A 14,604-nucleotide genomic window follows, 5' to 3' on the forward strand; every position below is an offset into this window, starting at 1 on the left:
ATCACCAAGTACCATGAATGTTCCAAATTATTTTATAACAATGACTTACCAACTTATTTCGTGGGGATACCTCAGGGTTAGTCCCCCCCGCAGTTCGATAAAATGTCTGGAATATTTTATTCACTACATCCATGTAGTTCACCCACTTCGTGGGCTAGCTAAAGCTATTCTAATTTGTTCCAACAAATTTTGGTACACCACCTCTGGCGCCCGAAGGGGCAGGCACATGGGGGGCAGAGCGAATATCTCGCGGTCACCTCTTTCAATTGTTTTTTCTCATCGGTTTATGTCTAGAGTTTTTCTTTAAATTTTCTATTGTCGTAATAAACAAATCATTCCTTTTTTATAGCTAAATACTCACTAATTCTTCGTTAATATTCTATAAAATTTACTTAGAGTAAATTAGTGCCAAATATATTGATTTTTAAGTATAAATAGTGAATTTAATCCTACTTCAATCGCATAGTTTTTATTATAATAATTGGCAATTTTTAGGGCTTAAAAAAACATTAAAATGAATCAATTTTTTCGGCCAGTAGTTTTATATTCTAGGAGCATTAAATGAAGGTTATATGTGTAGGCGAAATGTTGATTGATTTTGTTTGTACTGATACCAATATGGGATTAGTAAACGGTGTTAATTACGTAAAAAAATCGGGTGGAGCACCTGCGAATGTAGCTGCCAGTATTGGTAAGTTAGGCGGAGAAGCATTACTTGTGGCATCCGTTGGTAGTGATCCATATGGAGAGTTTTTGGTTCAAGAGGTCCAAAAATATCACGTTAATACTGATTATGTTAATACCCTTCCAATGTCTACTACCTTTGCTTTTGTATCTTTAGCTGATAATGGTGAGCGAGAGTTTGCTTTTAATCGCGGAGCAGACGAGCAACTTGAACTGACTGCAACTGAAGTAAGTGAATTAACAGATAATTCAATTTTACATTTAGGCTCGGCAACCGCATTACTCGGTGGCAGCTTGAGTGAAAGCTATTTAGCACTAGCAAAGGCAGCTAAAAATAAAGGCAATACTATTTGTTTTGACCCCAACTACAGAATTGATTTGTGGCGTGGTAGAGATCAAGAGTTCAAAGATGCCTGCAATACTTATTTTAAAATGGCCGACATGGTTAAAGTCAGTGACGAAGAGCTAACCTTGCTATCTGGCCAAGAAGATATGAAGGCTGGCTGTCAGTTTTTCCATGACCTAGGCGTAAAAATGGTATTGGTTACGCTAGGCCCAGAAGGATGTTTGGTTTCACTAAATGGTCAACAAACTATAGTGCCTGCCTATGAAATTAATGCGGTTGATACCACAGGTGCCGGTGATTCATTCATTGGTGCTTTGTTATTTAAAATGGCTCAAGCTGCACCCGGCGATAAATTTTATGAAGATGACATCGAAGAATTTGTGGCTTTCGCCGGAAAAGTCAGTGGTTTGGTATGTTCAAGCATAGGTGCTATGTCTGCTTTACCCACCTTAAGTGAAGTTGAATCTATGGATTTCACCATCAAACAATAGATATGGAAAAGGGACCCTAGCGTCCCTTTTTTACTTGCAATAACATCAACTCATATCGGCTTAATCAATACTTAATAAACGCTCAGCTGTGTATTCATTCGTTATTAGGCCATTGATCATTTTCGACCTAAGCGCCCCTAAAATAGCAAACACTTTTTCTTCACCTGCAGCAATTGCGTATACAGGGTTATCAGAGCCTACTTTTAATGGTGTACTGGCTACTCGCTGATTAACGGCGCAGTCGATTAACTGGCCATTTCTGTCAAATACCCAACTGATCATTTCACCCACAGCGCCCTTGGAGTCTAATTCATCTAACTCTTCGCTAGTGATAAAGCCATCTAAGTGCAGCGGAGAATGAGCTCCTAGATCACCAACGCCCACAAAGGTTACGTCGGCGTTCTCAGCTAATTTTAGGTTATTCGCTACATAAAATTGGGCGTGTAATTGTTCTTTTTCAGCTTGGCTACGGGGTAATACAGGTAAAGGCATAGGGTAATGTTTAGCATTAACATGTTCTGCCATGCGAACGACAACATCATAAGGAGAGGCTGAACCATCTGAAGCCATATTACCAAGCAAGGCAACAATTTTGTGTTGATCGCAATCCAAAGAAGAAAGCTCATCTACGCAGGCTCGTAATACTCGGCCGGTACCCATAGCTAAAACCTTGGGTTGAGTGGATTTTAAATGCCTTTCAATTTCGCTGGCTCCCGCTTGGGCTAAACCTAAGGTTGAAGAAGGATCGGCAGCATCACTGGGTACCACTTCACATGACTGCAAACCAAAGCGACTTTTTATTTTTACTGCTAAATCCATACACTTAGCTACAGGGTGGTCGAGTCGCACTTTTATCAGCCCTTCACTCACAGACAAGGCAACCATACGCTGTGCAGATTGTCGTGAAATATTAAGCTTTTTAGCGATTTCATCTTGGGTTTTTCCGGCCACATAATAAAGCCAGCCAGCTCGTGCTGCATCGTCTAACTTTCTGGTTTCCGTAGTTGATAGCTTAGCCACTATTACTCCTTAATTAATCTTTTGAAATTAGCGATGGTGCTAATTCAAATAATTGTTTCCATTCATGTATTGTAACTGCATCGTCCTTAACGTTACTAACTTCTGTTCTTAGATTTTTTAAATGACTTGCCCCTGCATATTTAATAACCGGCATATTGGCTGCTTTCGCGGCTGTTATACCAGCAGTAGAATCTTCTATCACTAAGCAGTGTTCAGGGGGGACTCCCATTTTTTTGGCTGCATGTAAAAATATATCTGGCGCAGGCTTGCCTCTTTTGACTTCTGAGCTGGTAAACACACAATTTGTAAAATAGTCAGTGAGTTCAGTAACACTTAAAGCGTGCTTAACTCTTTCTGGGCTGCTACTTGTGGCCACACAAATCGGTAACTTAAGTTGCGACAATAGCACTTTTAACTCTGGAGTAGGGACTAGCTCTTTACTAAAGGTTTGCATAAGTGATTGATGATAATCATCTTTGAATTGTTTTGGTAAAACAACCCCATAATCTTCTAGTATTTTAGCACTTACATGCTCATAACTATGTCCTAAAAAGTGCCTGTCAAAATAGTCGCCAGAGGCCTTAGCGCCTAATTCATTGAGCATTTTTAATAAAACTCTTTTACTAAGAATTTCGCTGTCTATCAGAACCCCATCACAATCAAAAATTATTAGTTTGATATGCTTAAGTGTCAAAGACTTGCCAAAATTCGTCATACTACCACCGCCTGAGTTATTTCCAATTGCACACCTAATCCATATATTGCGTTATGGTCTTGGCAGTACCTTGGGTCCAAAGCATGGTTAGCCAAGTTCCAAAGTGCTTTGCAAAAATTTTGTTATCACACAGTGTTCCAAATATGTCGTGCATTTGCAAAAAAGCATTTGCATCATGTTTCGCTAGTAGCGCTTGCTTTATTAATCTTGCGGCTTGCTGATCGTCTAACGCTATTTCACTTTCAGGTTCGGCTGCCGCAGCACACAGGCGGCACCATAGCGCAACAACTAAAGCTAAGCCTTTGCAGTCTTGCTGCATCTTAAGGTTGGCGGCAATTATGGGTAAAATAAATTTAGGTAAGCGGTTGGATGCATCCTGGCAAAGCCGAGGCACAGTATCACGAACTTCGGGGTTACTAAAACGAGTTTCAATTAAACTAAAGTACTCTTGAAAATCTACTCCGGGTACTGGCGCTAAGGTGGGGATAATTTCTTCAAGCACTAATTTCTGCAAATATTTGCTGATAAGGGGAGTGGCCATAACTTCATGCACTAACTCTATGCCTAAAAGGGCTGCGGGGTAGGCTATTGCCGCATGACCACCATTTAAAATTCTTAGTTTCATTAGCTCATAGGGGGCGACATCAGGCACAAACTCAACTCCGACTTTTTCTAAGGGAGGGCGACCATTGGTAAACTTATCTTCTAGCACCCACTGTCTAAAAGGTTCACAAAATACTGGAGCTTGGTCTTCAATACCAAATAAGCTTGTAAGCCTTTCACGTTCTACCTTTGACGTAGCAGGTGTGATGCAATCAACCATAGAATTGGGAAAGGTTACGTGAGTTTCAATCCACTGTGCCAATTCTTTATCTATGGCAGCGGCCATTGTTAATACTGCACGTTTAGCCACATTGCCATTGTGAGGGATATTGTCACAAGACATAATGGTAAAGGCTTTGATATCTTGCTCGCGGCGGCGTTTTAGAGCGGTTATTAGGATGCCGAATACCGTAGTCGCTTGGTCGATATTTTTAATATCAGCCTGAATTTCAGGGTGATTTAAATTAAAGCCCCCCGTCTTATCATCCATATAGTAACCACCTTCAGTGATGGTTAATGACACAATTCTAATAGTTTCTTGGGTGAGGGCCGCGATTAGACTCGTTTCATCATTTTCAATGAAATCTATCATCGAGCCACATATTTCACCGGTTAAACCTTTTGCATCTAATTCCACGACTGTGGTTAGCCAGTCTTGTGGTTTTAGCTTGTCGCGCATAATTACATCATAAGACTTAGTGCCCGCTCCCCTGATGGCCCAATCTAATGCGTCGCCAGTATTAAATAGCTTATGAAGATACATGGCTTGATGGGCACGATGAAAATTGCCCACTCCAATATGAATGATCCCCGCAGATAATTGGCTGCTATCGTACTTAGGTTTATTTACCTGGTTAGGCAAGTTATCTAAGGTCTGGCTATTTAATTTCACTGGCATTAGGTATATCTCGCATCTAGGGCACTTAACACCAGACTAAAAAATGGTGTTAAGTGCGCCGATTAATAATTGAATATTTTAATTGGCTAATTGGGGTAGGGTGATACCATCTTTATCAAAACGTAGGATCTTGTTTTTAGCGGCGCTCAAGAAAACCTTATCACCGTATGTAAAGGGGCAATCGCCATTACTTTTTACAGTTAAGGTGCCAACTTTTTCTACATGAACATGCAAGAAAGTTTCTGAGCCCAAATGTTCAACCACACCTACATTACCTGCCCACATGCCTTCATCAATAGATATCTTAAGGTGTTCAGGGCGCACGCCAATAGAGTCAGCAGTGTCGTCAGAATCAGTTACGTCGATAAAATTCATTTTAGGAGAGCCGATAAATCCAGCAACAAAACGGTTTACAGGGTTTTGATAAAGCTCTAATGGTGTACCAACTTGCTCAATTACGCCGCCATTGAAAACCGCGATACGGTCAGCCATTGTCATAGCTTCAACCTGATCGTGTGTAACGTAAATCATGGTAGTCGCTAGGCTTTTGTGCAGCTCAGAAATTTCTAAGCGCATGTTGACCCTAAGTGATGCATCTAGGTTTGATAACGGTTCATCAAACAAGAATGCTGAAGGCTGGCGCACAATAGCACGGCCAATGGCTACACGCTGTCGCTGACCACCAGATAACTGCCCTGGTTTACGGTCTAAATAATCGCCTAGGTTCAGTATTTTAGCTGCCGAAGCTATCTTCTGTTCGATAACTGCTGGTGCCACTTTGGCGCGCTTTAGGGGGAACGCAATATTATTACGAACCGTCATGTGCGGGTATAGTGCGTAAGACTGAAACACCATGGCTAAGCCTCTTTTGGCGGGCGGAGTGTCAGTGGCATCTTGTCCGTCAATTTCAATATTGCCACTTGTGGTGTCTTCTAACCCCGCAATCATTCGCAATAAGGTGGATTTACCACAACCTGACGGCCCTACAAAAACGATAAACTCCCCGTCTTTAATCTCTAAATCTAATGGTTTGATAACGTTCACGTCACCAAAGCTTTTAGTTACTTGTTTTAATGTAATACTGCCCATTTTCAAATCTCCTACTTAACTGCGCCGAAGCTTAAACCACGCACTAATTGTTTTTGACTAAACCAACCCAAAATTAAAATGGGAACTATTGCCATAGCTGATGCCGCTGATAGCTTGGCGTAAAATAGCCCCTCTGGGCTTGAGTAACTGGCAATAAATGCCGTGAGTGGTGCTGCGTTAGCAGCCGTTAAAATTAAGGTCCAAAATGCTTCGTTCCATGCCAAAATTACGTTTAGCAATAGGGTTGACGCAATGCCAGGTAAGGCAATGGGTAACAACACATGAAACACTTCTTCAACTATCGTGGCGCCGTCCATACGTGACGCTTCAAGAATTTCACTAGGAATTTCTCTGAAGTAGGTGTAAAGCATCCACACCATGATAGGTAAGTTGATTAAGGTCATCACAATCACTAAGCCAAGCTTGGTGTCTAACAATCCAAAATCACGAAACAACAAATAGATAGGGATCAACACACCAACGGGAGGCAGCATTTTTGTCGATAACATCCACATTAAGAGGTTTTTAGTACGTTTAGTTTGCACAAACGCCATTGACCAAGCAGCAGGAATAGCGATAAGTAATCCCAACAAACTTGAGCCAATAGAGATCACAACCGAATTCCAAAAATGCGTGAAATATGGTGAGCGTTCTAATACGTCTCTGTAGTTTTCTAAGGTCCAATCAAACATAAATAAGCTAGGGCTAGCGGATATTGCTTCGGCTTCTGTTTTAAAGCTGGTGAGCAAAGTCCACAAAATAGGGAAGAAGATCAAGCCACTTATAGTCCAAGCTAAAACGGTATAAATTAATTTTGATTTATGACTACTGGTAATTGCCATGATTTAGCCCTCCAAGTTTTTGCCGATAAGGCGCATTAAGAAAATGGCAACAATGTTTGCAATGATCACCGCTACTATGCCTCCAGCAGACCCACCACCTACATCAAACTGCAGTAATGATTGGGTATAAATTAAATACGTTATATTGGTAGACGCATAACCTGGCCCACCACTTGTGGTGACTAGGATTTCAGCGAAGATAGAAAGTAAGAATATGGTTTCGATTAAGATAACCGCAGTGACCGCCCGTGAAAGGTGAGGCAACACTATGTAGAAAAACTTGCTAAAAGGGCCTGCGCCATCTAAATCCGCTGCTTCTAATTGCTCACGGTCAAGAGACTGAATAGCCGTTAATAAAATCAAGGCTGCAAAAGGTAGCCACTGCCAAGACACAATAATGATGATGGACAACAAAGGTACTTGTGCAAAAAAATCAATAGGGTTCATACCCAACCAAGATGAAAAGTGTGCAAACAAACCATTAACCGGATTCATCAGCATATTTTTCCAGACTAGGGCAGACACAGTCGGCATAACAAAAAATGGGGCTAACACCATAATACGTACGTAATTGCGGCCCCAAATCGCTTGGTCGAGTAAAATAGCTAAACCAATACCGCCACAGATGGTGATGATTAACACGCCACCCACTAGTAATAATGTGTTGAAGAAAGACTCAGTGAAGGCTGGATCTGTAATAAAGAATTCGTAGTTTAGAAAACCAATGAACTCATGTTCACCCGGTATGAGTAGATTGTAATCTAGAAAAGAAAAATACAATGTCATACACAGCGGTACAATCATCCACCCCAATAATAATAATACTGAGGGCATCAACATAAACTTTGCCAATGTCCGGGATTGGGTAGTCGCCATAATTAAGACCTTTTTAAAAATATAAATAATGGGTAAGTGACTAAGGGGGATGACCTTTAGAACTTACCCGTCAAATAAGCCAGCTACTACTTAGGGTAGCGAGCTTTGCGCATGGCGCGCTCAGTTAAACGTTGCGAACTAGCTAAGGCTTGCTTAACCGTCATTCTGCCGGTAAGTGCTGCGCTAAACTGTTGTCCTACAGCGGTTCCAATGCCTTGGAATTCTGGGATAGCAACAAATTGCACACCCACATAAGGCACAGGCTCTACCGTTGGGTTAACAGGATCGGCTGATTGAATTGAATCTAATGTGATTTGTGCAAAAGGTGCGGCTTTTAGGTACTCTGGGTTTTCATACAAAGACGTACGAGTACCTGGAGGCACTTTTGCCCAGCCTTTTTTAGAGGCAACTAAAGCGGTATATTCTTTTGATGTCGCCCAGCTAACAAACTTCATAGCGGCATCAGATTTTTTACTACTTGCTGGAATCGCTAAGTTCCAAGCCCATAACCAATTACCACGTTTTCCTAAGCCGTTATCTGGAGCAAGGGCAAAGCCTACTTTGTCAGCTACTTCAGAATCTGTTTTGTTGGTCACAAACGCGCCTGCAACGGTAGCGTCAATCCACATGCCGCATTTACCTGTTTGAAACAAGGCTAGGTTTTCATTGAAGCCATTGGCCGAGGCACCCGGAGGGCCAGATTCTTCCATGACGTCAACATAGTACTGCAAGGTATCTTGCCATTGCTGAGTATTAAATTGAGGTTTCCAGTTTTCATCAAACCAGCGAGCACCAAATGAGTTAGACATAGATGTGATCAAAGCTATGTTTTCACCCCAGCCAGCTTTACCTCGTAAACAGATACCGTAAACACCGGCGTCTTTATCGGTCATGGCTTTAGCTGCTTCACGGATAAAGGTCCAAGTTGGCGCTTTAGGCATTTCTAAGCCGGCTTTTTCCATTAGATCAGTACGGTACATCACCATAGAGCTTTCACCGTAAAATGGTGCCGCTACTAATTTGTCTTTGATTGAAAGACCGCTTCTAATGGCAGGTAAAAGGTCGTCTTGGTCATAGTCAGCATCTAGGTTATCTAAAGGCTTTAACCAACCTTGCTTACCCCAAATTGGAACTTCATATGTACCAATCGTCATTACATCGTACTGGCCACCTTTAGTGGCAACGTCCGTTGTCACTCGTTGGCGTAAAATGTTTTCTTCTAAGGTGACCCATTTAAGGTCAATGTCAGGATTTTTAGCTTCAAAGTCAGAGCTTAATTCCTTCATGGTAATCATGTCACCATTGTTCACTGTGGCGATGGTAATGGTTTCTGCGGTAACGGCTGCACTCATGGTCAAAGCGCCGCAGGCTAGCATGGTTAATTTATTTAACATCGGGTAATCCCCTTATATTCAAAATTAAAGTCTCACCTAACTAGGCTAAATGAGACGGTCTTGTCTTTTTAATGTGTTGTAATCAACAAATATTAGTTAAAAATTAGAACTTCACCGAGATCTCAGACGTAATGCCATCAAATCCTGCACCAATTTGGCCACCAGAATTAATGCCTTCGTCTTGGTCAACATATTCAACTTTCAACAATGTTTTATCATTAAACCAGTAACCCGCAGCTACTTGTAAACGTTTAACCTTGTTGTCTGTTTGTTCGATAAGTTCAGAGGTGTTTTTGGCGTCGGCATAACGTGCAGCCACATAGAATTTGTCTGGAATGATGTAGTGCTGCGCTTCAACTACGTAATATTCAACAGAAGATTCGCCTTTAATAACATTAACTGAATCAAAGGTCGTGCCGTCTGCATCTGCGACACCATCCGTCCCAAAGTAGGTTATTCCGGCTAGCGCATTACCATCGGTGTCAGCAAAGGTGTAATCATCAGATGACTTACCAAGCATTAATATCACATTGGTATTAGGGCTAAATTGATAGGCTAAATCCAATTCAACAATTGATTGGTTAAGGCCAGGCATAGCGCCCACATGGGTATCACGTTCACTTGAAGCAGATGCCGAGAAGTTATAGTTTTCACCATCTCCGAAGCGATAGTTAGTCGTGGTTAAACCGTCTAGACTAGCGATGCCGTTTTCGAAGCGTAGTTGATCACCTTGGTTCGCTTGAAAAAAACTTAAACCGGCTTTAAATCCATTGGTAAATTCTACTGCACCCTGGAGGCGATAGTTATAACCTCTGTCTTCTTGGAAAGCTTCACCAAAGCTTGATGTGGTCATATGGCCTGCCAATGTATAGCTGCGTATAGGACCATCTTCATATGATTTTTTATAGCTTAATTGTGCGCCGTTTTCTGCTGTGGCGTAATCAGTAATACCGTTACCAATAAGTGCATTTCCTTGGTTGTCAGCGCCATCTTGAAAACCTTTAAACTGGAAAGGAGATGCACCAATGTTACCTAAACGAAGAGTTAAGTTTGAATCATCGCTGGCATGGCCAGAAAGACCAAGTAACTCAAACTCTATTCCTGCGAAGTCTTGGTGAAATGAAAAGTCTCTGTCGCCGTTGTTACCAAAGTCATTAGGCTCTTCGGCAATATCTACATCGGCAGTGATGTAGTCGGTAATATGAAATTTGAACATCAGGTTAACTCTTAGGCGACCAAAACCGTCTGACTGCTCTTCGTCAACTGGGCGAAATGCACCTTCTTTAGCCTGAATGGCTTGGTAGTTTTGTAATGCTAAAAAATTAACTTCTGCTAAACCATCTAAAAATTCTTTAGCGAATGCCTCTGAACTATGTATTTGTGCTCCTGTACTCACAGCCAAGATCGCAGCTGGCAGGCCTAGCTTTTTTTTCATTTTATTTAACATGTTAGTGTCCTGTGTCTTATTCATTTTTTAAATAAAAACTGGCAAATTTTTTAATGGTTTTACTTCAAGTATTGCCAATTTAACGGGTGAGCAATTAATCTTTCATTTAAACTAAAATACCTAAGAGTGCATATGCTCAGCTGTTGGGCATATTCTCAGAATGCTTTGTTAAGTTCAACCTTTTTCGTTACAAATAATTTACATTTTTAATTAATTTTTATAATTAATATAAAAAACAAAGAGTTATTTATATTAATTATGTTAACGAAATAAGTGTTTATTCTTGAGGATGAGAGAATTTAAATTTTTTGTGAGTAAATAATATTACTATGAGTGGAGTAATGACTAAGCCACAAGAAAGCTATTCATTACGCGAATAGAAAACTCCCACAAATAGGTTCTTAAAAAAAACACGTTTCCATAGAGGAATTGGGTGGGAAGTTTACAGGGGGCTAAAATCCTTTGTTTTTTAGAATGTTGCTTAATTGTTATTTATGACAGTTAGTGTGAGGAGGCTTGAAAGTGAGTTTGTAAAGCTTATGAAAACAGGGAAGGGATGCGGGGTTACACAAAGCGTGTCCATCAAATAGTTAAGATTAATTATCGGTAAAACATCTTGTTGTACCGATAAATTAGTCGGATATTAATCGTGAGAAACCTTGGCATAAGTGCCAGAGTGGAACACTAAGGGGTTATTGCAATCAGCGGTTTCGTAATCTAGTACTCTGCCTACTAGAATAACGTGATCACCACCATCATATTCATGTTGGCAAACACATTGAAACCTAGCACTGAACTCAGGTAATAAAGGCACGTCAGCTATGCCATAAGACACATCTATTCCTACAAACTTATCATCACTTTTTGTGGCAAAGGTGTTAGACAAATCTTGTTGATGCTCACTTAATACATGCACTGCAAAGTGATGCCCTTCACCAAATGATGGTAAAGAGCGCGCGCTTTTATCTATGCTCCACAAAACCAAAGGTGGGTTTAAAGACACAGTATTAAAACTACTGGCAGTCATTCCAATTAATTCGCCCATTTCATTCTTTGTGGTAATTATTGTTACACCTGTAGGAAACTTACCCAAAGCATTTCGGAAATCACGGGGATCGAACTCGGGTTGGGTCATGGGTACTCTCCTAATTATTGACGTTACTTATGTCCCAAAATATTCTGAAAATTACATTGAAACGATAAGGTAGCAAGCTTAAAGCTTCTTAGGCGTTTTTAAAATAGTAATTGTGAGGATATTAGATACAAAAATTATTAAGAAACATAATCACTTAGCTATGAAAATACATACGTTTTAATTCTAACTTGTTCTGAATGAGCTTAATCTAGATCTGTTTTTTTAGATTTATGTTTTGGGTTTTAACCTTGAATGATTTATCCTAAATACACTCGAATAAAATGGCTAGATACCATCATGTTCTCTTCTACAACTAAGAAACTCTCTACAATTTCAGCTCCACACCTTGCTCACATTCCAAGCAAGTGTCGATGTGGGGGACAGCCCACTAAACCAGTGAAAGTTGCAGAAGTCTCTGATAGGTGGATGATAAAATGTAGAGTTGATGCTTGTTATGCGTATAATATCGGACAAGGACTGAATGACACGATTGCTGGTTGGAACCACTTAAGTACTCACTTTTATCGTTAACAGGTAATTGTATTTTAATACATAATAATAATAAGTATGGAGTTGTTCCTTGATTAAACTGCTATTAGTTGATGACCACGAGTTAGTGCGCACCGGCATCAGACGTATATTAGAAGATGTAAAAGATTTCGATGTCGTAGGTGAAGCCACTAACGGTGAAGACGCCGTAAAATTCTGCCGTCATAGTGCACCAGATTTAGTCTTAATGGACATGAGCATGCCCGGAATAGGTGGTCTTGAAGCCACCAAACAAATTCTTCGCTTTTCAGAAAACACCCGAGTTATTGTGTTGTCCGTTCATAAAGAAAATCCTATTCCTGGAAAAGTCATGCAAATTGGGGCGTTTGGTTATCTAACCAAAGATTCTGAGCCCGATGAAATGATCAAAGCAATATATAAAGTATCGGCAGGGCAAAAGTATGTGTCCCCAGACATTGCACAACAAATAGCCCTTGGACAGCTTAACCTAAATGACGATAATCCCTTCGAGCAACTTTCTGAGCGTGAACTAGAAATTGCCATGATGCTGACAAAAGGCGACAAAGTGCCCGATATTGCGGTTTATTTGAATATCAGTGCAAAAACCGTGAATACCTATCGATATCGTATGTTTGACAAGTTAAGTGTCAGTACAGATGTAGAACTCACTCATTTAGCCTTGCGCCATAAGTTAATAGCATCACAACACCTCTAGTTTTAAGCTACCATGAGTGAAAACCAAACCTTTGACTATCAAGGCTTTCTTAAAATTCTGACTAATCAGCCGGGCGTGTACCGAATGTATAATCAGAAAGAAGAAGTCATCTATGTTGGTAAAGCTAAAAACCTTAAAAAACGGGTATCCAGCTATTTTCGTAAAAATGTAGACAGCATTAAAACCCGTTCTCTGGTGAAGCAAATTTGTGAAATGGACGTCACAGTTGTTCATAGTGAAGCTGAAGCCTTTATTCTTGAAAACAATTACATAAAAAAATACAAGCCAAGATACAACGTACTCTTACGTGACGATAAGTCTTATCCTTTTATCTTTTTGTCTGATCATACTCACCCAAGACTCAGTAACCACCGTGGCCCTAAAAAGTTAAAAGGTGAATACTTTGGGCCGTACCCCAGTGCATGGGCTGTCCGAGAAAGTTTGCGTACCATGCAGCGTTTATTTCCCATTCGCCAATGTGAAGACAGCTACTACCGCGCTCGGACCCGTCCTTGTTTACAGTACCAATTACAACGTTGCGCAGGCCCTTGTGTTGAAGGACTCGTGTCTGACGAAGATTATGCTCAACAAGTACAACTGGCCCGTTTGTTTTTAAAAGGTAAAAACAAACAAGTTATAGAGTCTTTGGTGCAACAAATGGAAAAAGCCAGTAGCGAACTTAGGTTTGAAGTAGCGGCCCGTTACCGTGACCAAATTGGCGCGTTAACCAAAGTACAAGAACAACAAGGGGTAAGTGGCGACCAACAAGAAATGGACGTATTTGGGTTTGCCTATCGCAATGGTATTGCCAGTATTCAAGGCATGTTTATTCGCGATAATAAACTACTTGGCAGCAAAAGTTTTTACCCAAAGGTGCCGGCAGACTCAACGGCCGAAGAAGTATTTGAGTCTTTTGTTTTACAATTTTATTTAGCTGGTAACAAAGTGATACCTCAGCAAATTGTGACCCCCATTGAACTGAACGAACAAGCTGCTATAGAAAGTGTATTAAGTACAGAAGCCGGCCGAAAAATACAATTTTATAAAGGGGTACGAGACGAAAAACGCCGTTACCTAGACTTGGCTAATACCAATGCTGAAAACGCGCTAATATCGAAACAGAGTCATCAAAAATCTGTATTTGCCCGTTATGTTGAACTAGAGAAAATCCTTGAGTTTGAACAACCTATTCAAAGAATGGAATGTTTTGATATCAGTCACACATCAGGTCAACAAACTGTGGCATCTTGTGTGGTGTTCAATAGGGAAGGGCCCTATAAAACGGACTACCGAAAATTTAATATTGAAGGTATAACCCCAGGCGATGATTACGCTGCTATGGCCCAAGCGTTAGCAAGGCGCTATCGTGATGTAAAAGACCCTAACAAAATCCCCGACATTTTATTTATAGACGGCGGTAAAGGCCAACTAGCTCAAGCTGAGTCATTTTTTGAAACCTGGACCCAAGAAAAAAAGCCAATGTTAATTGGTGTTGCCAAAGGCAGTAGCCGCAAAGCTGGGCTAGAAACGCTCATACTAGCAGGAAGTCATGCCACCATCCCCATGCCAGGTGACAGCATCGCCTTGCATTTAATTCAACATATTCGCGACGAATCACACCGATTTGCCATTACTGGGCACAGGGCAAGACGTCAAAAAGACAAAACCACCTCTAAATTGCAATCTATCCCAGGAGTAGGGGCTAAAAGGCGTCAAAGCCTATTAAAGTACATGGGCGGCCTACATGGTGTATTACAAGCCAGCAAAGATGAAATATCTAAAGTACCCGGTATCAGTGCAGACCTAGCCGATATTATTTATGACCATATTCATAATTGA

General features: G+C 40.8%; 13 protein-coding genes. 4 read left to right on the forward strand and 9 right to left on the reverse strand.

Features of this window, described 5'->3' with window-relative positions; genetic code table 11:
- The first annotated feature begins 561 nt into the window (after positions 1-561).
- The gene (locus ABJE44_RS10855; protein WP_348110578.1) at positions 562-1,521 is read left to right on the forward strand and encodes a carbohydrate kinase; all 960 of its coding nucleotides are present in this window, start codon (positions 562-564) and stop codon (positions 1,519-1,521) included.
- 60 nt (positions 1,522-1,581) lie between these two features.
- Here ABJE44_RS10855 and ABJE44_RS10860 read toward each other — a convergent pair whose 3' ends face one another.
- From ABJE44_RS10860 to ABJE44_RS10900, 9 genes are all read right to left on the reverse strand, one after another.
- Positions 1,582-2,541, reverse strand: coding sequence for a sugar-binding transcriptional regulator (locus ABJE44_RS10860; protein WP_348110579.1), 960 nt, complete (start codon positions 2,539-2,541; stop codon positions 1,582-1,584).
- Between the two features lie 13 nt (positions 2,542-2,554).
- The gene (locus ABJE44_RS10865) at positions 2,555-3,256 is read right to left on the reverse strand and encodes an HAD family hydrolase (RefSeq protein ID WP_348110580.1); all 702 of its coding nucleotides are present in this window, start codon (positions 3,254-3,256) and stop codon (positions 2,555-2,557) included.
- A gap of 34 nt (positions 3,257-3,290) precedes the next feature.
- Positions 3,291-4,757 (reverse strand): mannitol dehydrogenase family protein, encoded by a 1,467-nt coding sequence (locus tag ABJE44_RS10870; protein ID WP_348110581.1) that lies wholly within the window; start codon positions 4,755-4,757, stop codon positions 3,291-3,293.
- A gap of 78 nt (positions 4,758-4,835) precedes the next feature.
- Positions 4,836-5,846, reverse strand: a complete 1,011-nt coding sequence (locus ABJE44_RS10875; RefSeq protein ID WP_348110582.1) for an ATP-binding cassette domain-containing protein — start codon at positions 5,844-5,846, stop codon at positions 4,836-4,838.
- An 11-nt stretch (positions 5,847-5,857) separates the two neighbouring features.
- Complete coding sequence (locus ABJE44_RS10880; protein WP_348110583.1) at positions 5,858-6,688, reverse strand: carbohydrate ABC transporter permease; 831 nt, start codon at positions 6,686-6,688, stop codon at positions 5,858-5,860.
- Between the two features lie 3 nt (positions 6,689-6,691).
- Entirely contained in the window at positions 6,692-7,564 is an 873-nt protein-coding gene (locus tag ABJE44_RS10885; protein ID WP_348110584.1) for a sugar ABC transporter permease, read from the reverse strand.
- Between the two features lie 86 nt (positions 7,565-7,650).
- A complete protein-coding gene (locus ABJE44_RS10890) occupies positions 7,651-8,958 on the reverse strand; it encodes a sugar ABC transporter substrate-binding protein (protein WP_348110586.1) in 1,308 nt (435 codons plus the stop codon).
- A gap of 103 nt (positions 8,959-9,061) precedes the next feature.
- Positions 9,062-10,393, reverse strand: coding sequence for a hypothetical protein (locus tag ABJE44_RS10895; RefSeq protein ID WP_348110753.1), 1,332 nt, complete (start codon positions 10,391-10,393; stop codon positions 9,062-9,064).
- 655 nt (positions 10,394-11,048) lie between these two features.
- Positions 11,049-11,540 (reverse strand): flavin reductase family protein, encoded by a 492-nt coding sequence (locus ABJE44_RS10900; RefSeq protein WP_348110588.1) that lies wholly within the window; start codon positions 11,538-11,540, stop codon positions 11,049-11,051.
- A 252-nt stretch (positions 11,541-11,792) separates the two neighbouring features.
- On the opposite strand from ABJE44_RS10900, the gene ABJE44_RS10905 reads away from it, so the two are divergent.
- Genes ABJE44_RS10905 through uvrC form a run of 3 tightly spaced genes read left to right on the forward strand, consistent with a single transcriptional unit; the run spans position 11,793 to position 14,604 of the window.
- Positions 11,793-12,071, forward strand: coding sequence for a hypothetical protein (locus ABJE44_RS10905; RefSeq protein ID WP_348110590.1), 279 nt, complete (start codon positions 11,793-11,795; stop codon positions 12,069-12,071).
- 49 nt (positions 12,072-12,120) lie between these two features.
- Positions 12,121-12,765: a UvrY/SirA/GacA family response regulator transcription factor gene (gene uvrY, locus ABJE44_RS10910; RefSeq protein WP_133469574.1), complete on the forward strand. Its 645-nt coding sequence runs from the start codon at positions 12,121-12,123 to the stop codon at positions 12,763-12,765.
- 12 nt (positions 12,766-12,777) lie between these two features.
- Positions 12,778-14,604 carry an excinuclease ABC subunit UvrC gene (gene uvrC / locus ABJE44_RS10915; protein WP_348110592.1) on the forward strand — a complete coding sequence of 609 codons (1,827 nt, stop codon included), beginning with the start codon at positions 12,778-12,780 and terminating at the stop codon, positions 14,602-14,604.

Source organism: Paraglaciecola sp., assembly GCF_039942875.1.
Taxonomy (GTDB): domain Bacteria; phylum Pseudomonadota; class Gammaproteobacteria; order Enterobacterales; family Alteromonadaceae; genus Paraglaciecola.